Source organism: Pseudomonas sp. LAMO17WK12:I5 (assembly GCF_900215165.1).
GTDB lineage: Bacteria > Pseudomonadota > Gammaproteobacteria > Pseudomonadales > Pseudomonadaceae > Aquipseudomonas > Aquipseudomonas putida_A.
This window is the reverse complement of sequence record NZ_OBDS01000008.1, coordinates 71,312-95,671: the sequence shown is the minus strand read 5'-3', so window position 1 is coordinate 95,671 and position 24,360 is coordinate 71,312. Positions and strand designations below refer to the sequence as shown.

Annotated in this window: 20 protein-coding genes; 7 read left to right on the top strand and 13 right to left on the bottom strand. The window is 60.9% G+C overall.

All coding sequences use genetic code 11. The features are described from left to right. Positions 1-5 precede the first annotated feature (5 nt). Positions 6-773, bottom strand: coding sequence for a class III extradiol ring-cleavage dioxygenase (locus tag CRO59_RS15480; RefSeq protein WP_097088299.1), 768 nt, complete (start codon positions 771-773; stop codon positions 6-8). A 104-nt stretch (positions 774-877) separates the two neighbouring features. On the opposite strand from CRO59_RS15480, the gene CRO59_RS15475 reads away from it, so the two are divergent. Beyond that, positions 878-1,534: a thiopurine S-methyltransferase gene (locus tag CRO59_RS15475; RefSeq protein WP_097088298.1), complete on the top strand. Its 657-nt coding sequence runs from the start codon at positions 878-880 to the stop codon at positions 1,532-1,534. 201 nt (positions 1,535-1,735) lie between these two features. Here the strand turns inward: CRO59_RS15475 and htpX are convergent, their stop codons facing one another. After that, positions 1,736-2,623: a protease HtpX gene (gene htpX, locus CRO59_RS15470; protein ID WP_007964827.1), complete on the bottom strand. Its 888-nt coding sequence runs from the start codon at positions 2,621-2,623 to the stop codon at positions 1,736-1,738. Positions 2,624-2,927: 304 nt separating this feature from the next. Then, the gene (locus CRO59_RS15465) at positions 2,928-4,139 is read right to left on the bottom strand and encodes a pyridoxal phosphate-dependent aminotransferase (protein ID WP_097088522.1); all 1,212 of its coding nucleotides are present in this window, start codon (positions 4,137-4,139) and stop codon (positions 2,928-2,930) included. Between the two features lie 223 nt (positions 4,140-4,362). Between CRO59_RS15465 and msrB the strand changes: the two genes are divergently transcribed. The 3 genes from msrB (at position 4,363) to CRO59_RS15450 (ending at position 5,803) form a co-directional block, all read left to right on the top strand. After that, entirely contained in the window at positions 4,363-4,758 is a 396-nt protein-coding gene (gene msrB / locus CRO59_RS15460; protein ID WP_097088296.1) for a peptide-methionine (R)-S-oxide reductase MsrB, read from the top strand. 101 nt (positions 4,759-4,859) lie between these two features. Then, a complete protein-coding gene (locus tag CRO59_RS15455) occupies positions 4,860-5,345 on the top strand; it encodes a glutathione peroxidase (protein WP_027613435.1) in 486 nt (161 codons plus the stop codon). Beyond that, positions 5,342-5,803, top strand: coding sequence for a MarR family winged helix-turn-helix transcriptional regulator (locus CRO59_RS15450; protein ID WP_027613434.1), 462 nt, complete (start codon positions 5,342-5,344; stop codon positions 5,801-5,803). The genes CRO59_RS15455 and CRO59_RS15450 overlap by 4 nt, the downstream gene beginning before the upstream one ends. On the opposite strand, the gene CRO59_RS15445 is transcribed toward CRO59_RS15450, so the two are convergent. Continuing rightward, a complete protein-coding gene (locus CRO59_RS15445) occupies positions 5,787-8,108 on the bottom strand; it encodes a response regulator (RefSeq protein ID WP_097088295.1) in 2,322 nt (773 codons plus the stop codon). The genes CRO59_RS15450 and CRO59_RS15445 overlap by 17 nt on opposite strands. Before the next feature lie 165 nt (positions 8,109-8,273). On the opposite strand from CRO59_RS15445, the gene CRO59_RS15440 reads away from it, so the two are divergent. After that, positions 8,274-9,164, top strand: a complete 891-nt coding sequence (locus tag CRO59_RS15440; protein WP_096794965.1) for an ATP-binding protein — start codon at positions 8,274-8,276, stop codon at positions 9,162-9,164. Then, positions 9,161-9,643: a GAF domain-containing protein gene (locus CRO59_RS15435; protein ID WP_007969095.1), complete on the top strand. Its 483-nt coding sequence runs from the start codon at positions 9,161-9,163 to the stop codon at positions 9,641-9,643. Before CRO59_RS15440 ends, CRO59_RS15435 begins: the two co-directional genes overlap by 4 nt. Here CRO59_RS15435 and CRO59_RS15430 read toward each other — a convergent pair whose 3' ends face one another. From CRO59_RS15430 to CRO59_RS15395, 8 genes are all read right to left on the bottom strand, one after another. Next, positions 9,644-12,589: an HD domain-containing phosphohydrolase gene (locus CRO59_RS15430; RefSeq protein ID WP_097088293.1), complete on the bottom strand. Its 2,946-nt coding sequence runs from the start codon at positions 12,587-12,589 to the stop codon at positions 9,644-9,646. Between the two features lie 48 nt (positions 12,590-12,637). Continuing rightward, entirely contained in the window at positions 12,638-16,279 is a 3,642-nt protein-coding gene (locus CRO59_RS15425; protein ID WP_097088292.1) for a transporter substrate-binding domain-containing protein, read from the bottom strand. 8 nt (positions 16,280-16,287) lie between these two features. Beyond that, entirely contained in the window at positions 16,288-16,914 is a 627-nt protein-coding gene (locus CRO59_RS15420; protein WP_027613428.1) for a response regulator transcription factor, read from the bottom strand. A gap of 348 nt (positions 16,915-17,262) precedes the next feature. Continuing rightward, positions 17,263-18,591 (bottom strand): deoxyguanosinetriphosphate triphosphohydrolase, encoded by a 1,329-nt coding sequence (locus CRO59_RS15415; RefSeq protein WP_003226741.1) that lies wholly within the window; start codon positions 18,589-18,591, stop codon positions 17,263-17,265. Between the two features lie 76 nt (positions 18,592-18,667). Continuing rightward, positions 18,668-19,831, bottom strand: coding sequence for an EAL domain-containing protein (locus tag CRO59_RS15410; RefSeq protein WP_096794968.1), 1,164 nt, complete (start codon positions 19,829-19,831; stop codon positions 18,668-18,670). Between the two features lie 124 nt (positions 19,832-19,955). Beyond that, positions 19,956-20,294, bottom strand: a complete 339-nt coding sequence (locus CRO59_RS15405; protein ID WP_027613426.1) for a hypothetical protein — start codon at positions 20,292-20,294, stop codon at positions 19,956-19,958. Further along, a complete protein-coding gene (locus CRO59_RS15400) occupies positions 20,291-20,677 on the bottom strand; it encodes a phage holin family protein (RefSeq protein ID WP_027613425.1) in 387 nt (128 codons plus the stop codon). Before CRO59_RS15400 ends, CRO59_RS15405 begins: the two co-directional genes overlap by 4 nt. Before the next feature lie 2 nt (positions 20,678-20,679). Next, positions 20,680-20,994: a YqjD family protein gene (locus CRO59_RS15395; RefSeq protein ID WP_003226733.1), complete on the bottom strand. Its 315-nt coding sequence runs from the start codon at positions 20,992-20,994 to the stop codon at positions 20,680-20,682. Between the two features lie 305 nt (positions 20,995-21,299). Here CRO59_RS15395 and CRO59_RS15390 point away from each other — a divergent pair, with 305 nt between their 5' ends. Next, entirely contained in the window at positions 21,300-22,508 is a 1,209-nt protein-coding gene (locus tag CRO59_RS15390) for an ammonium transporter (protein WP_097088290.1), read from the top strand. Here the strand turns inward: CRO59_RS15390 and CRO59_RS15385 are convergent. Next, complete coding sequence (locus CRO59_RS15385; RefSeq protein ID WP_097088289.1) at positions 22,505-24,217, bottom strand: monovalent cation:proton antiporter-2 (CPA2) family protein; 1,713 nt, start codon at positions 24,215-24,217, stop codon at positions 22,505-22,507. The two genes, CRO59_RS15390 and CRO59_RS15385, sit on opposite strands and share 4 nt — an antisense overlap. Positions 24,218-24,360: the final 143 nt, after the last annotated feature.

Sequence of the window (24,360 nt, the reverse complement as noted above, 5' to 3'; positions counted from 1 at the left end):
TGACGTCAGCCGAAGCGATAGATATCCATACCCAGTGCACCCATCGTGAAGCCTTTATGCGCTACGCGGAACTCACCTCCCGCACCACGGGCAAAATACAGCGGCAGCAAATGCTCGTCACTCGGATGGCTGCGCACCGCATTGGGCGCCTGCTGACGATAATCGTGCAGTGCCGCCTCATCGTCGGCCGCCAGCTTGTCGATCATCCAGTCACGGAAGTCCCGTGCCCACGGCTCCACGCTTTCCGGGCCGGCGTGCCAGTCCAGTTCGCGCAGGTTGTGGGTGATGCTGCCGGACCCGATCAGCAGAATGCCCTGCTCGCGCAGACTCGCCAGCGCTTGTCCGACACGGGTTTGCAACACCGGGCCTCCGCGACTCGGCAGCGACACCTGCACCACCGGAATATCTGCCTGCGGGTACATCAGCGACAGCGGCACCCAGACGCCGTGATCGAACGGGCGTTGCGGATCGAGGCGTGCCGGCAGATGCGCGGCGTCAAGCAATTCAGCCACTTCGGCTGCCAGTTGCGGATTGCCCGGTGCCGGGTACTGCACTTCGAAAAGGGCACGCGGGAAGCCGCCGAAGTCATGCCAGGTTTCCGGACGAGGATTGCTGCTGACCAGCAGTTCCTGGCTTTCCCAGTGGGCAGAGACGATCACGATGGCTTTAGGCCGCGGCAGTTCGGCCGCCAGACGCGCCAGCGCCGGGCCACTGGCACCGGGTTCCAAGGCCAGCATCGGTGAGCCGTGGGAGATAAACAGGCTGGGAAACATGGAAAGGTTCCTGAGCGGTAAGATGGCCTCATCTTCAGTCAGATCATTGATCTAAATCTAATATAAGTTTTAACGCCTTTTGATCGAATTTTTTGGGGTGATGCATGCAGCCTGAGTTTTGGCACAAGAAGTGGGAATCCAATCAGATCGGCTTTCATTTGCCTGAGGTGAACCCGTATCTGCAGCGGCACTGGGCGCAACTGGCGATCCCGGCCCAGACCCGGGTGCTGGTGCCGCTGTGCGGGAAAAGCCTGGATCTGTTGTGGCTGGCCGGGCGCGGGCATCAAGTGCTCGGAGTCGAGCTGTCGCTGAAGGCCGTCGAGGATTTTTTCAGTGAGCATCAGGTAAAGCCGCAGGTCAGTGCCAAGGGGCCGTTCAAGGTCTATCGCGCCGATTCCATCGAGTTGTGGTGCGGTGATTTCTTTGCGCTGACAGCCGATGATGTTGCGGATTGCGCGGCGTTGTACGACCGGGCAGCGCTGATTGCCTTGCCGGCTCCGATGCGTGAGCGCTATGCGGCGCATTTGCAGCAGATCCTGCCGCACAGTGTGCAAGGGTTGTTGATCACCCTGGATTACGATCAGGTGCAAATGCCAGGGCCCCCGTTTGCAGTGGCGGATGATGAAGTGCAGCGGTTGCTGGGCGAAGTCTGGCAGGTGCAGGTGCTTGAAGAACAGGATGTGCTGGCGGAGAGTGTCAGGTTCCTGCAGGCGGGGGTGACGCGGTTAGAGGAGCGGGTGTATCGGGTTTCTGGCCAATAGTTTTGTATCGGTATTAACGGCCTCTTCGCTGGCAAGCCAGCTCCCACAGTGATCCGTGTTGAATCAGAAATCCAGAGAACACCACAAAACCCTGTGGGAGCTGGCTTGCCAGCGATGGGGCGAGAACAGCCGACCCATAACCCCGCGCACAAAAAAAAGGCCCGCATCGCTGCGGGCCTTTTCGTTACTGCGCCAAACCGATCAACCGCGACGACGCAGCGCGTCGATACGCTCTTCCAGCGGCGGGTGGCTCATGAACATGCGGGCAAAGCCCTGTTTGATGCCGCCGTTGATGCCGAATGCGTTCAGGGTGTCCGGCATGTGCACCGGCAGGCCCTGTTCGGCGCGCAGGCGTTGCAGTGCACCGATCATCGCATTGGTACCGGCCAGACGTGCGCCGGCTTCGTCGGCACGGAATTCGCGTTTGCGCGAGAACCACATGACAATGGCGCTGGCGAGAATGCCCAGAACCAGCTCGGCGAAGATCGTCGCCACGTAGTAGGCGATGCCCTGGCCTTCTTCGTTCTTGAAAATCACCTTGTCGACGAAGTTGCCGATGATCCGCGCGAAGAACATCACGAAGGTGTTCACCACGCCCTGGATCAGTGCCAGGGTGACCATGTCACCGTTGGCCACGTGACCGATTTCGTGGGCCAGAACGGCTTTCACTTCATCTGGCGAAAAACGTTCGAGCAGGCCCTGACTGACCGCGACCAGCGCGTCGTTCTTGTTCCAGCCGGTGGCGAAGGCGTTTGCTTCGTAGGCCGGGAAAATACCGACTTCGGGCATCTTGATCCCGGCTTCGCGGGACAGTTGCTCGACGGTTTGCAGCAGCCATTGCTCATGCCGGGTACGTGGCTGGCTGATGATCTGGGTGCTGGTGCTCATCTTCGCCATCCACTTGGAGATGAACAGCGAGAACAGTGAACCGGCGAAACCAAAGACCGCACAGAAAACCAGCAGCTGACTGAGGTTGAGATCAACCCCGTTGGCCGCCATGAACCCGTTGAAGCCGAACAGGCTCAGGGTGATGCTGGCTATCAGCACGACCGCCAGGTTAGTGGCCAAAAACAGCAGGATGCGCATCATGGTTGTAGAAATCTCCTCAAGCTAAAGATGTAGCGTACTGCGGGGTATATAAGGTGCGGCACCGGGTGATTCAACCGAGTGACTATTTCAAACTGTGTCCTACAGCGACTTCCCGAGTCTGCAGGTCATTGCCCACGGCCAAAACCGAAAGGGATTACAGCCGGCCGCTACCCGCCGCCACTGCGCCAGAGGCGGGTGGGCCCTATGAATCGCAAGTGTAGAAGGCGCAGCGAGGCGGGGAGAGCAGAAGTGTTGCTGAATCAGACAGTGCGCAACGTTCGGGCCGTTGCGCACCGTTGACCGGTTACTGGCGGTAGGACTTGAGGAAGTTGCCGATGCGGCCGATGGCCATTTCCAGATCGTCGACGCGGGGCAGGGTCACCACGCGGAAGTGATCCGGCCACGGCCAGTTGAAGGCCGTACCTTGCACGACCAGCAGCTTCTCGGAGAGCAGCAGGTCGAGAACGAATTTCTCGTCGTTGTGGATCGGGCAGACTTTCGGGTCGATCCGCGGGAACGCATACAGCGCGCCCATCGGCTTGACGCAACTGACGCCCGGAATGTCGTTGAGCAATTCCCAGGTGCGGTTGCGCTGCTCCAGCAGGCGGCCCTGCGGCAGTACCAGGTCATTGATGCTCTGATAGCCGCCGAGGGCGGTCTGAATCGCATGCTGACTCGGGACGTTGGCACACAGGCGCATGTTGGCCAGCATGTCGATGCCTTCGATGTAGCTCTGGGCATTGTGTTTCGGCCCGGAGATGGCGATCCAGCCGGAGCGGAAACCCGCCACGCGGTAGGATTTCGACAGACCGTTGAAGGTCAGGCACAGCAGGTCCGGCGCCAGCGAAGCGGTGCAGATGTGCACGGCGGCGTCGTAAAGGATCTTGTCGTAGATCTCGTCGGAAAACACCACCAGGTTGTGCGCGCGGGCGATTTCCAGCATGCCCAGCAGCACTTCCTTCGAATACACCGCGCCGGTCGGGTTGTTCGGGTTGATGATCACCATGGCCTTGGTGTTCGGGGTGATCTTGGCCTTGATGTCGGCCAGGTCAGGGAACCAGTCGGCGCCCTCGTCGCACAGATAGTGCACGGCGTTACCGCCGGCCAGGCTCACGGCGGCGGTCCACAGCGGGTAGTCCGGTGCCGGCACCAGCACTTCGTCACCGTTGTTGAGCAGCGCCTGCAACGACATCACGATCAGCTCGGACACGCCGTTGCCCAGGTAGATGTCTTCGATGCCGACACCTTCGACATTTTTTTGCTGGTAGTACTGCATCACCGCTTTACGGGCACTGAACAGGCCTTTGGAGTCGCTGTAGCCTTGGGCGGTCGGCAGGTTGCGGATCACATCCTGAAGAATTTCGTCCGGCGCTTCGAAACCAAACGGCGCCGGGTTGCCGATGTTCAGCTTGAGGATGCGCTGGCCTTCCTCCTCCAGACGTTTGGCGTGCTTGAGCACCGGGCCGCGAATGTCGTAGCAGACGTTGGCGAGCTTGTTCGATTTGCTGAACTGCATGGCGATGTGATCCCGAAAATGAACGATCCAGACGGCGGATGGCCAACCGTACTGGGATTCCTGCGTCTTCGCACAGGCGGAGTCTTGCGCCATGGCGCCGAGAATCCGTTTGAATGCGCCCGGTCTGGCTGCCAGACTGGCGTGTGACGAGGCGCAATCATACGTGCCACCCGATCCGTGGAAAAGGTACAGATCGGGCTTTTTCAGCCGCTGAGGTGTGATGATGGAAAAGTTGGAAAAAACCCTGGAAGAATGGCGGGCGATGCTCGACCCCGAGCAGTACAACGTGTGCCGTCTCAGTGCGACCGAACGGCCGTTTTCCGGCAAATACAACGACACCAAAACCGACGGTGTCTATCACTGCGTCTGCTGCAATGAGCCGCTGTTCGACTCCAAGACCAAATTCGATTCCGGCTGCGGCTGGCCAAGCTTCTATGCGCCGATCGGCAAAAGCGCCATGACCGAGATTCGCGATACCAGCCACGGCATGATCCGCACCGAGGTCAAATGCGCCCGCTGCGACGCGCATCTGGGCCACGTGTTCCCCGATGGCCCGCCACCGACTGGCTTGCGTTATTGCATCAACTCGGTGTGCCTGAATCTCGAGCTGCGCGAGTAAGCGGACAGGCGACCTGCGGGTCGCCTTTCGGATAATTAAATTGCGCACAATTTAATTGCTCGCTATGTTTGGCCTTTCCCGATAACCCGCGGAGCTGACCCATGAGCGATAACCTGCTGAATATCCCTGTCACTACCATCAAGGGTGAGCAAAAGACCTTGGCCGATTTCGCCGGCAAAGCCGTTCTGGTGGTCAACACCGCCAGCAAATGCGGCTTCACCCCGCAATACAAAGGCCTGGAAGAGCTGTGGCAGACCTACAAGGATCAGGGCCTGGTGGTATTGGGATTCCCGTGCAATCAGTTCGGCAAGCAGGAGCCGGGTAACGAAGGTGCGATCAGCGAGTTCTGTGAGCTGAATTACGGCGTGAGCTTCCCGCTGTTCAAGAAGATCGACGTCAACGGGTCTGATGCGCATCCGCTGTTCGTGCAGTTGAAAAAGCGCGCTCCGGGTTTGCTCGGCTCCGAGGGCATCAAGTGGAACTTCACCAAGTTCCTGATCGGCAAGGATGGGCAACTGGTCAAGCGTTTCGCCCCGACCACCAAGCCGCAGGACATCAGCGGCGAGATCGAAGCCCTGCTCAAATGAACAGCCTGCCCGACGATTCGCTGAAGCTCGACAGTCAGTTGTGCTTCAAGTTGTACGCCGCGTCCCGGGCGGTGATTCGCGCTTACAAGCCGATGCTCGATCAGCTCGGCCTGACCTACCCGCAGTACCTGGCGATGCTGGTGCTGTGGGAATGGCAGGACAGCGCACCGGAGCAACCGACGGTCAAGGCGTTGGGCGAGCGCCTGGCGCTGGACTCCGGCACCCTGACGCCGTTGCTCAAGCGTCTTGAACAATTGCAGTGGGTGCAACGCCAGCGTTCGGCGCGCGACGAGCGTGAAGTGCATCTGAGCCTGACCGCGCAAGGCCAGGCGCTGCGCGAGCAGGTCGGGCCGCTCAAGGCCCGGTTGTTGTGTGACAGCGGGGTGGATCTTGATCGGCTCAACGATTTGCGCAACGGCCTCGATCATCTGCTGGGGCAGATCAAAGCGCTGACGTAGCCGGCATCCACTGGTCGAGCAGGGCCGCCAGCTCTTCGCGGCGGAACGGCTTGGCCAGGTAATCACTCATGCCGGCGGCGCGGCAGCGCTCGCGTTCCTCGGACATGGCGTTGGCGGTCAGCGCGACGATCGGCAAATGCGGCCAGCGCCCGCTCTGGCGGATCTGCCGGCTCGCTTCGTAGCCGTCCATCACCGGCATGTTGCAGTCCATCAGCACCAGATCGAACTCATCGTGCTCCAGTTGATCCAGCGCCTCGGCACCGTGGGCGGCGACCACCACGTCGCAACCGAGCTTGCCGAGCATGCCTTTGGCCACCAGTTGATTGACCGGATTGTCCTCCACCAGCAGCACCTTTCCGCGCCGCCGGACCGGCTGGCTCTCGAGGCGCGCATCGTTGCTCGTGGTGACATCGGCCAGCAGAATGCGCCGCAGGATCTGGTACAGCGCGTTGCGTGCCAGCGGTCGGGCTTGTTGCTGCAATGGCGCCAGCGCGGCGGCTTCTTCGCCGGGCATGAAACTGCCATAAGCGGTTACGACGAGGATCGGTGCGCTGATGGTCGGGCGCAGACTGAACAGGCATTCCGGGCAATCGGTGATCAGCAGATCGGGTGACAGGCCCAGCAACGGGTCATCCATGGTGCGCTGCTCATAGCTCACGCCCCACACCGGCAACAATGTCTTGAGCAGTTCCGCCAGCCCGCTGCTGGCGGCCGTGATCGCCAGTACCTTGCCGTGCAGTGGCGGCGGCATGACCGCCCGGGTGTGACACAGCAGTGGCAGGTCGGCACAGAACTGACTGCCGAAACCGGCCTCGGAACTGATGGTCAATCGGCCTTGCATGGCCTCGCACAGGTTGTAGGTCAACGCCAGACCGAGACCGGTGCCGCCGTACTGCCGGGTGATGCCGGCACCGGCCTGGGTGAACGGCTGGAAGATTTTCACCTGGGCATCCTGAGCGATGCCGATGCCGGTGTCGCAGACTTCGATGCGCACCCCGTCCTTGTGGGCGGACAGGCGCACATCGACCCGGCCGAAGCGGGTGAACTTCAGGGCATTGGACAGCAGGTTGCTGACGATTTGCCGTACCCGGGTCGGATCCCCCAGCACCAGCGCGGGGAAGTGCGGGTCGATCAGGCAGGTCAGCTCGACGCTCGGCGCAGCGTTCTGCGACAGCAGGTTGGCGGTGTCTTCGATCAGTGAGCCGAGGTCGAACGGGATGTGTTCGAGCTCCAGTTGCCCCGCATCGAACTTGGACAGGTCGAGAATATCGTTGAGCAGCTCGACCAGCACCTTGCCCGAGTCATGGGCAATCGACAGTTGCTGTTGCTGCTCGGCATTCAGCGGCCCATCGAGGGACAAGGCGATCATCCCCAGCAGGCCATTGAGCGGGGTGCGAATCTCGTGGCTCATGTTGGCGAGAAATGCCGAGCGCGCTTCGGCCATGTCCAGTGCAGTGCTGCGAGCGACTTCCAGTTCTTCGTTGGACTGGCTGAGCCGGGTGTTGATGGCCTTGAGCTCGGCAGTGCGGGCCGAGACGATGTGCTCCAGTTGCCCGAGGTAATCGGTGAGGCGGTTTTCCGCGTTGCGCCGTTGCTGGATTTCCGTGGCGATATTGTCGAACTGCTGGTTGGCGACTTTGACCAGTACGCCGATCTCGTCATTGGCGTGGCCGGCCGGACATTCCAGGGTCGTCGGTTCTGCGCTGCGTGCGTCACGCGCGCTGAGTTCCCGGATCAGGCGCACCAGTGGCTTGGTCAACATCACGTAGAACAGCGCCAACAGGATGCCAGTGAGGATCAGGCTGCGGGCAAAGCCGTTGAGCAGGGTGACTTCGGCGCGGCGCAGAAACCGGCTGCCGAACGCGTAGGTATCGACCTCCAGGCTCAGCGTGCCCAGTGATTCCTCGGGCAGGTGATCGAGGTACAGGCGGTCTTCGAACTGGCGCTTGGCACCGAACAGAAAGTCGCTGATCACCCGGTAACCGCTTTGCAGCTCCGGGCGCTTGACGTTGGCCAGGACGTTGCCGTTGTTGTCGGTCAGTTGCGCCGAGATGATCGCCGGCGAACGCAACAGGCCAAGGGTCAGTTCCTGCGCCAGTTCCGCATCGATGTTGTAGGCGATTCGTGACGCCGGATTGTGGCTGATTTCCAGCAAAGACAGGATTTCACGGTTGATGGAGGCGTCTTCACTGGCATAATCGATGCCGATTTGCAGCAGGCTGAGCAGCGTGCCCAGAACGAACCCGACCAGCACCGTGAATCTGGCTTGCTTGTATGACAGCCGGTGGGTGAATTTGATATCCATGGGGTGTTGAACCACTTCCGTTTCCCTTCGCTGCTCAAGCATAGTCGATCATGTATGGATACCGAGGTTCCCGAAGCGCCTTGTAACAAGGCTTGAACGGGGATTGAGATCTGTCTGTCGTCGCTGGATCGACATCATCACTGTGAACGTGCCCGAGGAGAAGACGTGGATTCCCGATTGAATGCTTTTCTTGAACGCGCCGAGTCGGTTCTGGCGCGGATCGAACCCTTGCTGCCGGCGCCGCGTCCGCTGATCGACTGGGAAACCTGCCTGGCCGCGCGCTGGCAGCGTGACGGGCGCAGCGGCTATTTGCTGCCGCTGGAAGTCAGCCTCGACATGCGCCTGTCCGACCTGATCGGTGTCAATCGTCAGTTGGAACAACTGGGCCGCAACACTCAGCAGTTTCTCGACGGCATGCCGGCCAACCATGCGCTGCTCTGGGGCTCGCGCGGCACCGGTAAATCGTCGCTGGTGCGCGCGCTGCTGGCCGAACACGCCAAGGCCGGCCTGCGTTTGATCGAAATCGAGCGCGACCATCTGGCCGACCTGCCGCGGGTGGTCGAGCAGATCGGCAAACTGCCGCAACGCTTCGTGCTGTTCTGCGATGACCTGTCGTTCGAATCCGGCGAAGGCGATTATCGCGTGCTGAAAAGCGTGCTCGACGGCTCGCTCGAACAGGCCCCGGACAACGTTCTGCTGTACGCCACTTCCAACCGCCGCCATCTGGTGCCGGAAAAGGAAAGCGACAACGAAAACTGGAAACGCGTCGACGGCGAGCTGCATCCGAGTGAGGCGGTGGAAGACAAGATCGCCTTGTCCGACCGTTTCGGCCTGTGGTTGTCGTTTTATCCGTTTACCCAGGAACACTTCCTCAACGTCGTCGAACACTGGATCGGCCAGTTGGCCGCCAAGGCCGGCTTGAGCTGGCAGCGCGACGAAGAGCTCGACATCCTCGCCGTGCGCTGGGCAACCGGGCGCGGCAATCGCAACGGACGTTGCGCGTACCAATTCGCCCGTTACTGGGTGGGACTGAAATTGCTGGAGCACAAGGCATGATTGATTTGCAACAAAGCGGCCAGGGCCTCGAAGGCTATGGCATGTTGGCCGCACAACTGGAATCGCTGCTGGCGGACGAGCGCGATTTCATCGCTAACGCCGCGCAGTTTTCGGCGTTCCTGTTCAATCAACTCGACGATTTGAACTGGGCCGGTTTCTACCTCAATCGCAACGAAGAACTGGTGCTTGGCCCGTTTCAGGGGCAGATCGCCTGCGTGCGCATTCCGTTCGGTCGCGGTGTATGTGGCGCGGCAGCGGCCAGTCGGCAGACCCAGCGCGTTGAAGACGTGCATGCATTCCCCGGTCATATCGCTTGCGACAGCGCCTCCAACAGCGAGCTGGTAGTGCCGCTGGTCAAGGACGGTCGGCTGATCGGCGTACTTGATCTCGACAGCCCGAAACTCGCACGTTTCGGCACCGACGATCAGGCCGGCATTGAACAACTGGCGGCGATCTTCCTGCGTCTGACCGACTGCTGATCAGGCACTCAGGCCAGCCTTGCGCAACAGGCTGGCCGGGTCCACCGCATCGATCTGGCGCGGATCGAGAAACCGCGCGGCGTACTGCATGTACACCCCGTCGTTGATGAACAGCGCAAACAGCTCGGGGTCGATGTGCGCCTCGCGGGACATGGTGGCCATGATCCCCAGGGCTTCACTCAAGGATTTGGCCTTCTTGTACGGTCGATCCGCCGCTGTCAGTGCCTCGAAAATATCGGCAATCGCCATCATCCGTGCCGGCAGGCTCATGTCCTCGCGCTTCAGGCGTTTGGGATAACCGCTGCCGTCCATCTTTTCGTGATGCCCACCGGCGATTTCCGCGACGCTGTCCAGGTGCCCGGGGAAGGGCAGGTGGCTGAGCATCAGGATCGTCTGCACCATGTGGTGATTGATGATGTAGCGCTCTTCGCGGGTCAGCGTGCCCCGGGCAATGCTCAGGTTGTACAGTTCGCCGCGATTGTATTTGTAACGCGGCACATCCAGTTTGAACCCCCACGGATTGTCTTCCGGTATCAGTTCGCTGTCGGCGCGTTCTATCAGGTGTTCGGGCTTGTCCGCCAGCAGTGGCTCGCTGACCGGCAGATTCGCCGCCGGCGTTTGCGCCTGACGGCGGTTTTCCTCCCATGACACCCCCAGGCGATCATCGAGGGTGCGCGTCCAGCGCCGCTCGGCAATGCGTTCAAGACGTTGCAGATCGGCGGGCGCCATGGCCTCACCGCCCAGATTGCAGCGGGCAACGAAGGCAAAGTCGTCATCCAGTTGCGTAAGCGTGGCGTCACGCAGTTCGCTCAGTTGCGCCGCGTTGCCGCCCAGTGCGATCGCCTGCCAGTAACTGATCCAGGCATCGCGCTTGAGCACTTCGAAACGGGTGCGGATTTCGTGGATGCGATCATTGAGGGTTTCCAGTTTGGTTGCCTTGTCGACGACATATTCTGGTGTCGTGACTTTGCCGCAATCGTGCAGCCAGGCCGCAATGTGCAGGGCTTCCCATTCATCTTCACTGGGCTGATAGCTCTGGAACGCCGGCGCCTGGCTGGCGGCCGCGGCCTGCGCGAGCATCAGGGTCAGTTCCGGCACGCGCTGGCAGTGGCCGCCGGTGTAGGGGCTCTTGGCGTCGATGGCGCCGGCCAGCAACTGAATGAACGCGTCGAGCAACTGCTTCTGCTTCGCTTGCAGGCGCTGACTTTCGATACTCACCGCCGCCGCACCAGACACGGCTTGCAGGAAGGCGATGCGGTCCGGGCGCAGTTTTTCCAGGTCCTGAGCGCTGCCGCTGTCGTTGATCAGCAGAAGCAACAGGCCGATGGTTTCGTTGTGCCGATTACGCAGGCGGATGCCGATCAGGTGGATGCGCGGCGACTGCATGGCCAACAGGACTTTCTGCAAGTCCCCGGCCTGCTCGAAGCCAAGGCTGCTGACCACGTTGTCAGCGTTGATCAGTTGCTGGAACCACGCCGGCCCTTGATCGGCCAGGAGATCCCGGCCCAGCACAGCGAACTCGCCCGGCTCGTGCGAGGCGCCATCAATGACCAGTCCGTAAGGCTCCATCCGGTTGCCATCGCTTTCGCGCAGATAGATCAACCCCGCCTGCGCCTGGGCGATCTGCGCCGTTTCGAACAGCACCCGTTGCAGCAGCGGGGCGAAGCGGGTTTCGGCGCAGAGGCTGTCGGTGATGCGGAAGAAACTGGCGAGCGTGTCCTTCATGCGCGCCATCGACAGGCTCAACTGGTCAACCTCCAGCACCGGCGAGCGGCGGGTGACCGGAAAGTTGAAATCGAAACTGCGGATCGCGTCGGCTTCCTTGACCAGCGCGTGCAACGGTTTGACCAGAATCCGCGAGATCAGCCAGCCCAGCGGCAGGCACAGCAGCAAGATCGCCAAGGTGATCAGCGCGCCTTGCCAGCGCATGCGGTAGGCATCGGCAAGCAGTTCGTCCTCGGGCACCAGCAGGGCCATCTGCAAACCTTTCGGCCCGCCTTCCTGCAGGGTGCTGCGGGCGACGATCCAGTGGCGGCCATTGACGTCGAGCCGTTTGCCCGGATGGGCGGTGGACAGCAACGCGTGCAGATTCGGGCTGAGGTCGGCCGCTTTGGCCAGGTGTGCGCTGCTGTCGTCGACGATCAGCCGGCTGCTGTCCGGATAGGCCACCGCATTGCCATCGACATCGAACAGCACGATTTCGGTCGAGGGGGTGACCACATGCTTGGTCAAGGTGGCCGAGAGTGCCTCCAAAGTCAGATCGGCACCGATCACACTGGTTGCGCTGCTGCGTCTGGCCAGGGTGGTGCCCACATTGTGCGTGGAGAAAAATACATAGGGTTCGGTGGTGATCTGATCGCCCTGTTGCAGGGCGTTGCTGTACCAGTTGCGGGTACGCGGGTCGTAGCGGTCGTCGGGATTGGTGTCGCGTCCGACAGGCGTCAGCGTCTGGTCGAAGAACAGTGACTGCGACAATACGGTGCCGCTGGCGTCGTGCTCGATGCTCCAGACCTGATAGACCGCTGTTGGTGGTGCCTTGAGCAGGGTTTTCAGCGCGCTGGTGCGCAAGGGCCGGACCATGAAGAAATCGCCGTTGCCGTAGCCCAGATACAGCGAGGCGAGATCGGTGTTGTCCTTGAGCGACTGACTGAACGGCTTGAGCAGCGCCAGACGCTGTTGCAGGTTCGGCGCCTCGGCCGCCTGATTGTCGGCCAGCAGGCTCAGCAGGTGCCGGATCGGTTCGTAGGTTGAATGCAGGTCCAGGCGCACATCCTGTTCTATGCGATTGAACAGGTTTTCACTGCTCGACAGGATGATCCGAGTGGTCTGGCGATAATTGAACAGCCCCAGCACCACGCCTGTGAGCAACAGCAGAAAGGTGAACATGACGCTGATGTGCACGTGCAACGGGAACCGGCGTTGATCCGGGCGCAGTGGGCTGGGCATTGCTGACTCTCCATTGAAGTAAACACACTGCTCAGCGTCCAAGCATAGTTAAGGCTCGGTCATTGTGCTTTCTTCGAACGGTTCCAGTTGTTGCCGCAACGCCTGCTCCAGTTCGAGCATGGCTGCGTCGGTGGCCTCGACGCAGCGCACGATGGTCGGTGCGGGCGTTGTCTGCATGCAGGCCTGTTCCAGCGCATCGCAACAGGCGATCAGACGCGAGGCCTGGGCGATCCGGGCGGCGCCTTTGATCTTGTGGGCGACCAGCGCCACTGCCTGACGATCATTGCAGGGGGCCAGGGCTAATAATTCCTCGCGATCGAGACGGCTGCTCTTGAGCAATTGCGTGAGCAGACGCCGGACTTGCAGCGGGTTGCCGCCAGTCAACTGACTCAACCCGTCAAGATTGAACGCCGGTTCAAGCGTCGCGGGCTGCAGACCATTGATCCAGTGGCTCAGTGCGCTGAGGCTCAACGGCTTGAACAGGCAGTCATTCATGCCGGCCTGTTTGCAGCGCTGTACTTCTTCAGGCTGCGCGTTGGCCGTGAAACCCAGCACGGTACACGGAGGGCGGCCAGTGCGTTGTTCCTGCTGGCGGATCGCCTCGGTCAGTTCGTAGCCGTTCATCAACGGCATGTTGCAGTCAGCGATAACCAGGTCGAATGCACCGGTCTGCCATTTCTCGAATCCACTCCGACCCTCTTCGGCGAGGGTGAATCGGTGCCCGAGGAACTCCAGTTGCTGGCACATCAGCAGGCGATTGGCCGGATGATCGTCGACCACCAGAATGTTCAGTGGTGCAGAGGTTTGCAGCACAGGCTCGGTTTTTGCCGTGGTCACCTGGCACGGTAGCGTTTGCAGCGGCAGTGACAGGCAGACCTGGGTGCCGATCCCCGGCTGGCTGCTCAACTGCAGCTGCCCACCCATCATTTCACACAGGTTGCGACAGATCACCAGCCCCAGGCCTGCGCCGCTGCGAGCTTGCTGCCGGCCACTCTCGGTCTGGGCGAACGGCTCGAACAGGCGTTGTTGATCTTCGATGCTGATGCCGACCCCGGTGTCCTGGATCGTCAACTGAACGAGCGAGCATTGGCTCCGCCCGTTGGGCAGCACATCCAGATTGATCCGCACTTGCCCGGACTCAGTGAATTTGATGGCATTGCTGATCAGGTTCGACAGGATCTGCTTGAAGCGCAACGGATCCAGTTCCACGTCAACCTGCAGCCCGGGGGGATTGATGATCAGCGGCAGGAGGAGGTTTTTCTGGCGGGCGAGGCCGTCGAAGATCCTGACCACCGACGCCACTGTTTCGACCAGATTGACCCGTTCGGGGCTCAGGCTCAGGTGCCCGGACTCGATCCGCGCGATATCGAGAATGTCGCCGATCAGGCCCAGCAGATCCTTGGCCGAGCAGTAGGCGGTTTCAATGGAGGAGCGATCCGGAGCCTGATCATTCATGCGTTCGAGCGTCAGTTCGAGCATGCCGATAATGGCATTCATCGGCGTGCGGATTTCGTGGCTCATGGTGGCCAGAAAGGTACTTTTGGCGCGGTTGGCGTTGTCCGCCTGTTCCTTGGCCCGGCGCAGTTCATCGAACAATTGGCGACGTTCACTGATGTCGATCCAGCCGCCGATGATCCCTTGCACATCGCCACTGGAGTCGCGGTACGGCAGGATCCAGTGGTAGATCGTCAAACGCCGGCCACCGATGTGCAGCGGTCGATCGAGCAGCAGAGGCGTGCCTTCGGCCACCACCCGCTGGTAATCCGCCTGGTATGCCTGGGCTTCGAAGGCGTTGCTCAGTGTGCCCTGCATGACACTTTTGCCGATCACGTCTTCGCGTTTGGCGTTGAAGGCTTCGAGGTAGCTGTCGTTGCAGCTTTGCAGCAGACCCTGGCGGTCGCGCACGTAGATCGGGTGAGGGGTGCCGTTGACCAGTGAACGCATGAATTCGAACTGATCGTTGAGTGCCCGTTCGGCGGCCTGGCGTTGCTTGATCTGGCGACGCATGTAGGCGTTCCACAACAGCGACAGCAGCAGCAGCAGGCAGGCCGCGCCGATCAATTGGTAAAACAGGCGCTTGTAGTGATGCCAGTTGCTTTGAGCCGCATTGGAGAAACCGCGCCAGCGACTGTTGATGACCCCCAGTTCCTCCGGTGTGATGCTCAGCAGCGCCTTGTCGAGGATCGAGCCCAGTTCGGCATTGTCACGGGCGCTGGCCAGCGAGAAGGCCGCCTGACGTGTGCCCAGGGTGGTGGTGATCTGCAATTGATGTTCGAAGATCCGCGACGAAATCAGATAATTGGCAATCACCAGCGAGGCGACGGCGCCATCGGCCTTGCCTTCGGCGAGCAAGGTTGCGGCACCGAAAGTGTCGGAGGTTTCGATCAGGTGGATGTTGGGGAATTCGCGGCGCAGGTAATCAGCCATGGGACTGCCTTGGGCAATCGCCAGGTATCGGTTCTTGAGCTGGGTGGGATGTGTCGGGCTGTCAGCGGATTTGCGCGTCAGCAGGACGAAGGAGTTTTCCAGATAGGGACGGCTGAATTGCAGGGTCTTTTCCCGTTGGGGGCTGGGTAGCAACGCGGCGATCAGATCCGCCCGATGTTGATTGATCTGCTCGATCATTTCTCCGTCACTGCGGCTGCGGACCAGTTCGAAGCGCAGGCCGGTACGCAGGCGCAGCAGTTCGAGCAGGTCGGCGGTGATGCCTCGCAGGTTGCCGTCGCTGTCGAAGAATGTCAGCGGCGCGAACGCCTCGTTGACGACGACGCGCAGCACCGGGTGCTGTTTGAGCCACTGTTCTTCGTGGTGGGTCAATTGCAGCTTCTGGTCGGTCAGCAGAATGTCGCTGCCGGCGCTCCAGCGCTTGGCGATGTTGTCCCGTTCGCTGGCCGGTATGGCTTGCAGCACGGTGTTGATGATCGCCAGCAGTTGCGGGTTGTCGGCGTGAACGGCAAAGCTGAAACCATGGGCTTCCTGTTTGCCGAAATTGGCCATGCGAATGTTGTTCAGATAACCCTTGTTGATCATGTAGTGGGTGGAAATGGTGTCACCCAGAAACACGTCAGCCTGATCGAAAGCCACCGCGTTGATTGCGTTTTGATAGGAAGGATAGGACGTCAGGATGGCTTTGGGATACTGCGCCTTGACCTCATCCTGGGGCAGATAGTGATAGACCATGCTCAGCCGCAGACCGGCCAGGCCTTCAGTCAGCGAGCGGGTCTCGCCTTCGCGGGTAACCAGAACCGGCTGATCGATGGCGTAGGGCGTTGAAAGCAGGATATTTGCGTTACTGGCCTCGAAACCGTTGGCCGTACCGAGCATGTCGACCTGACCTGCTATCAACGCCTGCAAGGCGGCTTCCCGTGAGGCAAAGCGCTTGACCCGGATTGGCAACCCGACAGCCTGTTCGAGCAGACCGGCGTAGTCGGCGGTAAAACCCTCGTAATCACGACCGCTGGCGGTCATGTCGAACGGCGGATAGTCCGGCGCGGAAGTGCCCAGTACCAGTTCGCGGCGACTCTCCAGCCATTGCCGTTGCGCGGGTTCAAGGGACACGGATGGCGCTTCGTGGCCCGAGCGGCTGCGCAGCACATAATCTTGCGCGGTGACGAAGCTGGCATGCACCTGAGTCGTCAGGCACAGGCTGACGCAACATAGGGCGAGACAGATCTTTAAACGACTGGGCATTCAGGCTCTCACACTAGCGCGTTGCGTTTGGCCATCTCGATCAGTTCCACCAGAGATCTGGCCTTGAGTTTTTGCATCAGGCGTTTTTTGTAGGTACTGACTGTCTTGTTACTGAGAAACATGCCCTTGGCTATTTCCTTGTTGGTGCGCCCTTGGGCAAATAATTGCAGGACCATCAGCTCGCGGTCGTTGACGGATTTGAATAACTCCAGTTCGGCATAACGCACGTCGTCGAGGCGTACCGGATTCAATGCCTGGCTGGGGAAATAGTTGTAACCGGAAAGTACCGCCTTGATCGCACTGACCAGTTCACTCAAGTCTTCCTCTTTGCAGACATAACCGGATGCACCGGACTGCATGCAGCGAATGCCGAACAGCGTCGGGCATTGCGCCGTCAGTACCAGGGTTTTGAGCGGGGTGCCCATGGCGTTGAAACGGGCGAGAACTTCCAGGCCGTCGAGTTTGGGTATGCTGATATCAAGGATGATCAGGTCGGGCATGCATTCGCGGACCATTTGCATGGCATCGACCCCGTTATCGGTTTCGCCGACGACCTTATAACCTTCATGCTCGAGCAGCATTCGAACGGCAAGTCGGATGACGGGGTGATCATCGACAATAAAAACGGAGTTCATAATCAAATCCCATACGTGCGCGAATAAAGGGCGCACCTTAGCTCAGATAAATGAGCTGCCGCATGAACTCCCGGGGTTGTTGCGGCAATATAGGATAAGTCCTACGCACTAAAAGGAAACCGACTACGACCAAACTCTGTGTCGCGTAAGGAAGTGTTGTGCTGATTTGTTTATCTGAATGTTTTAAGTTGCTTGTCGAACCTTGAATAAACAAGGTTTTGTTTGCGTAGTTGGCTGTTAAACGGATTTACCTTTCAGTCGATCCGTTTGCCTGAGACCACAGAACCGGTTCAATCAAAGTATCGCTCATCCGGGCAGTTGCCTGACCCGGTTGAGCAATTTTTTCTGTCAGTGGCTGGAACGCCCGGTCATTTCCAGCGCCATGTCACTGGCGTAGCTGTCGGTCATCCCGGCGATGAAGTCGATCATGCGCAGGAACGAGGTGTGCAGCGGGCCATGGGGATCCGGCGCATTGTTGCCCAGCAGATCGAGGATCCGGCGGCTCTTGAACGACGGCGTGCGGCCGCCATGTTGCTCCAGGGCCGCGCCGCAGAACGCGTTGAGTAGGATTTCCAGGGTGGTGTAGGCGCCGATTTCATGCAGCGTCTTGCGTTTGTCCTGGAAGATTTTCTTGCGGGCGATGTCCTTGGCGTTGAGTACGCAGCGTTTGGCCGGGCCGTGCATGTGTTCCACCAGGTCGCCGTGCAGGGTGCCGGCCAGCAGCGCATCCTGTTGCTCGACGAATGCCCGGGCAGCGGCGTTGGTCAGGTGCTCGATGGCCTTGCCGCGCAGGATCGCCAGTTTGCGTCGACGCGAATCCTGCGGGCCGAGCTGGCGATAGGTTTCCGGCAGATCGTCTCCCACCAGACCGAGCAGCAGCGATTCGACTTCCGCGTACTCCAGCAGCTCCATTTCCAGGCCGTCTTCAAGGTCGATCAGCGCGTAGCAGATGTCGTCGGCGGCCTCCATCAGGTACACCAATGGGTGGCGCGCCCAGCGCTGGTCTTCCAGTTGTGGCAGGCCGAGCTTGTGGGCGATCTGCTCCAGCAGCGGCAGTTCGCTCTGATAGCAGCCGAATTTGTGTTTCTTGTAGCCCAGCGAGTCGGCGTGACGTGCGGTCCACGGATATTTCAGATAGGTGCCGAGGGTGGCGTAGGTGAGGCGGGTGCCGCCGTCGAACTGGTGATACTCCAACTGAGTCAGCACCCGGAAGCCTTGCGCATTGCCTTCGAAATTGAGGAAGTCACCGCGCTCGGCTTCGCTCATGCCGTCGAGCCAGCCGCGCCCGGCTGCCTGCTGGAACCAGTGACGAATCGCGTCTTCACCGGAGTGGCCGAACGGCGGATTGCCGATGTCATGGGCCAGGCAGGCCGATTGCACGACCATGCCCAGATCGCTCGGGTCGCACCAGTCGGGCAGGGCGCTGCGCAAGGTTTCACCGACGCGCATGCCCAGCGAGCGCCCGACGCAGCTGACTTCCAGCGAGTGGGTCAGCCGGGTGTGGATGTGGTCGTTACTCGACACCGGATGCACCTGGGTCTTGCGGCCCAGGCGGCGGAAGGCACCGGAGAAGATGATGCGGTCGTGGTCTTTGTGGAACGGGCTGCGGCCAAGCTCTTGCGGGCTGTGCAGCGGTTTTCCAAGGCGTTCGCGGTTGAGCAGGGTCTGCCAATCCAAGGCTGGTTCTCTCCGTCGGTGACTGGGATGACTGTTGCCCTAGCTTCCCGGTTCAGCCACACACCTGCAAGCGGAACTACAAGCCCGCGGCATCAATATCGATCAGCAGCAGGCGCTCGCCGTTATCGAAGAACTGCCCGGCGGTCAGGCAATACTGGTTGCTGGTGGCATCGCGGTAGGTGCTGGACAGGGTCAGGCGCCGCTCTTCCCAGCCTTCGGCGAGCAAATGATAGAAGTACGGACGCCATGACCAGTTGTGGCCCAGATAACGGTTATCGGCGACCCAGCCGTTGTTGCGCCATTCGAGGTTGGGCGTGAGTTGGGTGCCGTGACGGTCGCATTGGTAGAACCGCAGCAACCACGGGAAGGCTTCGAGTTGCGGCAGCGCACTCAGCGGCGCGTGGGCCTGAGCCCAGCTCTGGAGGATCGCCATCAGTTCGCCGAGTTGCTGGCGCATCTGCATCAGGCGCCCGCGTTCGGCCAGTTTCTGCCGCACGTAACGCTGGCGCAGTTCGGCGAAGCGCTGCACGAAGGCGTCGGTCGGATAAAACGCCTCCTGCGCCCGGGCGAACAGGAAACCCTGAACGTAGCGCGAACCGCATTCCAGGGCGAAATTGAGCTGGGCCTCGGTTTCCACGCCTTCGGCGATGATCCAGCAGCCGGTTTTTTCGGCCATTTGCGCCAGAGCCTTGACCACGTCACTGCTCGGCCCGCCCAGTGCGGCAGCCTGAAACAGGCGCATGTCGAGTTTGAGAATGTCCGGCTGCAACGCCAGCACCCGATCGAGCTGCGAGTAACCGGCGCCGAAGTCATCGATAGCGATCCGCGCTCCGGCCTCGCGATAGCGCGCGACCACTTCGGCCAGGCGCTGACCATTGCCGCCCAGTTCAGTGATCTCGAACACGATGCGTTGCGGATCGACGCCGTGGCGCAGCATCTGCTTGAGGCTGGGCAGCGGTTGATCGGCGCGCAGGCGACTGATCCAGCGCGGCGACATGTTCAGGCTGAGAAACCACTCGGCGGGGGCTTCATGCAGTCGGCTCAGGGCGTTGTCGCGGATCTGCCGGTCGAGCCGGCGCAGAGCGATGGCGGGTGTGCGTGGGTCGGCAAACAACGGCCCGACCGAGGCCAGTTGGCCGTCAGGCTGGCGCAGGCGACCCAATGCTTCGACGCCTGCAATACGTCCGGTGGCGGTATCGATGAAAGGTTGAAAGCAGGCGAGCGGTTGCCCGTCGATCACGGGGCCTCCTTAGTCGTTCTTGTTCTGGATGAACCCCGCCGACCGGGTAGGCGCGCGGGATTGAACCTCCGGGTAAAGAGGTTCATCCCGCGGATATTGCAAGAATGTAGCCAGATGCGTCGGCTTAGCGTTTGCCCGAACTCTGCATGACCAGTTTGATCAGTGGCCCGAGGCTGGTGCCCAGCCGTATCAGCCGGGTCAGCCCGCCAACACCGCCGCTTTTTGCGCCTTTGCCGGTGATGAAGCCCAGCAGGGTGACGGCGGCCACGCCCCAAAGCGGCGCGTGCTTGATGCCGAAGCCGCCTTGCAGGTTTTGCGTCATGCCGCGCATGCGTTGCAAGGGCTGCAGCACTTGCCCGGCTTCGTGGCGGATTTCCTGACGATGCATTTCCATGCGCAGGCGGATCAGCGCCTTGCGCATTTCCCGGCGCGAGCTGTTGTGTGGCAGTTCAGGCAGGCTCATGGCAGCAGGCGCTCCCGATCATTGGCCAATTCTTCCAGCGTGCCGTGGAAGGGCGAGGATTCATCGAAGACTGCTGCCTTGAGACGCAGCCCGCAGAAAGCGGCCGCCAGGGTGTAGAACACGCACAGGCCGATGATCGCTGCCAGACGATAGGTATCCCAGAACACGATCAGCACCAGCGTCGACAGACCCACCAGCAACAGCAGGGCAAACACCAGCGCCAGCCCTGCGAACAGCAACAGGCTGACGGTGCGTGATTTCTGCTCCTGCAACTCGATGCCGAACAGTTCGACATGGCTGTGCAGCAAGCCGAGAACAGCGGCGCCCAGACGCCGCGTGGAAGAGGAGGTGCCCGACCCCAGGCCGGATTCGCCGATCGACATGATCAGCGCCGAGTGGCCAGCAGGCCAATCAGGAAGCCCACCCCGGCAGCGATACCCACCGATTGCCAAGGGTTGGCCGACACATAATCTTCGGTGGCGGTGACCGCTGCCTGGCCGCGATCACGCAGGGTGTCTTCGGTCAGCTTCAGGGTTTCCCGGGCGCGCAACAGGCTGTCGTGAATCTGATCACGCAGCTCATCAGCCTGATCGCCCGCCAGGGACGCGGTGTGTTCGAGCAGCCGCTCGGTGTCGGCGACCAGAGTCTGGAAGTCGTTCATCAGGATTTCTTGAGCAGTCTTTGCCTTGATGCTGGCCATGGGTGGATCTCCGTAAGTGACGTCTGAAGCGTTCGAGTATGAGCCTTGCGCGAAGGTTCAGTACAAATGACTGGTACAGCTTTTGCTATGTCGTGGTGCGTCCTGCTGCCGCCGTGCGCTGTTGGCGGGCGTACATGCAGCAAAACCTTAACTCAAATAATCCTGGTTCGTGTCAGGACATCGACCTTGTGCGCCAAACCGGTTCATCGCAGCTTCATTGCGCAGACCGACCGGTCGCAACTTGGTGCATGAATTGTCCGCGCGAACCGCTTTGGTGCCTTTTTAGCCTTCAGGTCTGCCTCTTTATGGAAAATCTGCAAAGCGCTGTGGACACGCTGGTTCACAGCTCCAACACGTTGTTCATTCTGATCGGTGCGGTGATGGTGCTGGCGATGCACGCCGGTTTCGCCTTCCTTGAAGTCGGCACGGTGCGCCAGAAAAACCAGGTCAACGCACTGTCGAAGATCCTCAGCGACTTTGCCGTTTCGACCCTGGCCTATTTCTTTATAGGCTATTGGATCTCCTATGGGGTCACCTTCATGCAACCGGCGGCGGTGCTGAGTGCCGATCACGGTTACGGTCTGGTGAAGTTTTTCTTCCTGCTGACGTTTGCTGCGGCGATTCCGGCGATCATCTCCGGCGGGATTGCCGAGCGCGCGCGCTTCGTTCCGCAGCTGTGTGCGACGGCGCTGATCGTGGCGTTCATCTACCCGTTTTTCGAAGGCATGATCTGGAACGGCAACTTCGGTCTGCAGGCCTGGCTGACGGCACGTTTTGGCGCGGCGTTCCATGATTTCGCCGGATCGGTGGTGGTGCACGCCATGGGCGGCTGGCTGGCACTGGCGGCGGTTTTGCTGCTCGGCCCGCGCAACGGCCGTTATCGCGAAGGGCGTCTGGTGGCGTTCGCACCGTCGAGCATTCCTTTTCTGGCGCTGGGTTCGTGGATTCTGATTGTCGGCTGGTTCGGCTTCAACGTGATGAGCGCGCAGACCTTGCAGGGCGTCAGCGGTCTGGTGGCGGTCAACTCGCTGATGGCCATGGTCGGCGGCACGGTGGCGGCGCTGATCGTCGGGCGCAATGACCCGGGCTTCCTGCACAACGGCCCGCTGGCCGGGCTGGTAGCGATCTGCGCCGGTTCCGACCTGATGCACCCGGTGGGTGCGCTGGTGACTGGCGCGATTGCCGGTGCGCTGTTCGTCTGGTGCTTTACCGCCGCGCAAGTCAAATGGCGCATCGACGATGTGCTCGGTGTCTGGCCGTTGCACGGTTTGTGCGGGGTGTGGGGCGGGATCGCCTGTGGCATCTTCGGCCAGACTGCGCTGGGTGGCCTCGGTGGCGTCAGCCTGATCAGTCAGTTGATCGGCACTGCGCTGGGTGTGGTGGTCGCGCTGATCGGCGGATTCGCTGTCTACGGCGTGATCAAAGCCTTGCACGGTCTGCGCCTGAGTCAGGAGCAAGAGTATTACGGCGCCGACCTGTCGCTGCACAAGATCGGCGCGGTCAGTCAGGACTAAGTTTCCTTGTCGTCGGTGCCGGGGTAAAAGCCATGCAACAGGCGATAGCGATTGATGCGCACCTGGTCGACTTTCTCCTGTACCTGATGAGCTGGCAGACCGAGCATGATCAAGGCGTGGGAGGCGAGCATCAGGCTCGACTCCAATAACTCCGGCACCACTTCGGTGGCGCCGGCAGCTTTGAGTTCAGCCCATTGGCTGTCATCGCGGGTGCGCACCAGAATCGGTATCCGCGCATTGAGCCGGCGCGCTTCCTTGAGAATCCGCAGGCTGACATCGCTCTGATCCACGGCGATCACCAGCAGTTTCGCGCGCAACAATCCGATGGCCGTCAGCAAGTCACCGCGCGATGAGTCGCCATAATGCACATCACTTTCCTCGGACGCGGCTTCCTGCACGCGCACCGGATCGTTGTCCAACGCGATGTAAGGTTGATTGGCATTGCGCATGAAACGGCCGATGGACTGGCCAACGCGCCCGTAGCCGCAAATCACCACATGCTGGTCGAGGTCGGCGTTGAGCGCACTGATCTCCTCGATTTGCGCCTCCTGATTCGGCTTGCGATGCAGGCGCAGGGCAATTTTCGGTGCTCCGCGCAACAACAGCGGGGTCAGCAACATCGAGCAGAATGTCGCCGCCAGCAGCAGGCCGCCCAGTTCGTCAGGCAGCATGCGGTTTTGCTGCATCTGCGCCATCAATGCGAAGCAGAATTCCCCGCCCTGCGCCAGCGCCAGGCCGCTGCGCCAGGCAGTTTCGTGATCGCTGCCGCGCCACTTCACCAAAAGCGCGACGATTGTGCCTTTGATCAGCATCAGACCGAGGGTCAGGCCGAGAATCAGCAGGCTGTGACTGACGAACAATTGCAGATCGATCAGCATGCCGATGCTGACGAAAAACACCCCGAGCAGGATGTCGCGAAACGGCCGGATGTCGGCCTCGATCTGATGGCGATAGTGGCTCTCGCCCAGCAGCATGCCGGCCAGAAATGCGCCGAGGGCAGGGGACAGGCCCAGCAGGTGCGTCAGCCAGGCGGTCAGCAGCACAATCACCAGCGCCAGCAGGACGAACAATTCCGCCGAGCGCGAGGCCGCCACTTCGTGGAACAGCCGTGGCAGCAACCAGCGGCTGGCCAGCAGCAGACCGAAAAACAGCACCACGGTCTTAACCAGCGTCAATGGCAAGGCCCAGTACCAGGCTTGCGTGCTGCTCCCGGCGAACACCGGCACCAGGGTCAGCAATAACACCGCCACCACGTCCTGAAACAGCAGGACCCCGACCGCGTTTTGCCCGTGACTGCTGAACACCTCGCCCAGGCTGCTCAACTCCTTGGTGACAATCGCCGTTGACGACAACGACAGCCCGGCGCCAAGCAGCAGGGCCGGGGTCGCCGGCATGCCCAGCACGATCAGCACCATTCCCAGTAATGCCGTGCTGAGCAATACCTGCTGACTGCCCAGGCGAAACACCACCTGGCGCAGCGCGATCATTTTCGACAGGGAAAACTCCAGGCCCAGCGAAAACAGCAGAAACACCACGCCCAACTCGGCCACGTCCGGCAGGTGCTCGCTCTCGTTGACCCAGTTGAACGCGGTCGGCCCCACCATCAGGCCCACGCACAGATAGCCCAGCACCGGCGGCAAGCGCAGGCGGCGAAACAGGGCAATCATCACCAGGGATGAGGCGAGGATGATCAGCAGGTTGGCAAACACAAGGCACTCCGATGTCAGGCTCAGGCTTCTCAAGCGTAGAGGCAAAAAGCCCGGGAGCATGGCCTGATTGGCTTTTCTCTGGACTGATTTGCGTCAGGGTTTTGCGTACTGGTTGCCGTGCTCGGGCCTTTGGGCGGCAGCGG

Coding starts and splice junctions, on each gene's coding strand:
- CRO59_RS15455 (WP_027613435.1), top strand. CDS start 4,860: ATGAGCGATAACCTGCTGAATATCCCTGTCACTACCATCAAGGGTGAG.
- CRO59_RS15465 (WP_097088522.1), bottom strand. CDS start 4,139: ATGCAGTTCAGCAAATCGAACAAGCTCGCCAACGTCTGCTACGACATT.
- CRO59_RS15395 (WP_003226733.1), bottom strand. CDS start 20,994: ATGGCCAGCATCAAGGCAAAGACTGCTCAAGAAATCCTGATGAACGAC.
- CRO59_RS15450 (WP_027613434.1), top strand. CDS start 5,342: ATGAACAGCCTGCCCGACGATTCGCTGAAGCTCGACAGTCAGTTGTGC.
- CRO59_RS15420 (WP_027613428.1), bottom strand. CDS start 16,914: ATGAACTCCGTTTTTATTGTCGATGATCACCCCGTCATCCGACTTGCC.
- CRO59_RS15435 (WP_007969095.1), top strand. CDS start 9,161: ATGATTGATTTGCAACAAAGCGGCCAGGGCCTCGAAGGCTATGGCATG.
- CRO59_RS15480 (WP_097088299.1), bottom strand. CDS start 773: ATGTTTCCCAGCCTGTTTATCTCCCACGGCTCACCGATGCTGGCCTTG.
- htpX (WP_007964827.1), bottom strand. CDS start 2,623: ATGATGCGCATCCTGCTGTTTTTGGCCACTAACCTGGCGGTCGTGCTG.
- CRO59_RS15475 (WP_097088298.1), top strand. CDS start 878: ATGCAGCCTGAGTTTTGGCACAAGAAGTGGGAATCCAATCAGATCGGC.
- CRO59_RS15400 (WP_027613425.1), bottom strand. CDS start 20,677: ATGTCGATCGGCGAATCCGGCCTGGGGTCGGGCACCTCCTCTTCCACG.
- CRO59_RS15390 (WP_097088290.1), top strand. CDS start 21,300: ATGGAAAATCTGCAAAGCGCTGTGGACACGCTGGTTCACAGCTCCAAC.
- CRO59_RS15405 (WP_027613426.1), bottom strand. CDS start 20,294: ATGAGCCTGCCTGAACTGCCACACAACAGCTCGCGCCGGGAAATGCGC.
- CRO59_RS15430 (WP_097088293.1), bottom strand. CDS start 12,589: ATGCCCAGCCCACTGCGCCCGGATCAACGCCGGTTCCCGTTGCACGTG.
- msrB (WP_097088296.1), top strand. CDS start 4,363: ATGGAAAAGTTGGAAAAAACCCTGGAAGAATGGCGGGCGATGCTCGAC.
- CRO59_RS15445 (WP_097088295.1), bottom strand. CDS start 8,108: ATGGATATCAAATTCACCCACCGGCTGTCATACAAGCAAGCCAGATTC.
- CRO59_RS15425 (WP_097088292.1), bottom strand. CDS start 16,279: ATGCCCAGTCGTTTAAAGATCTGTCTCGCCCTATGTTGCGTCAGCCTG.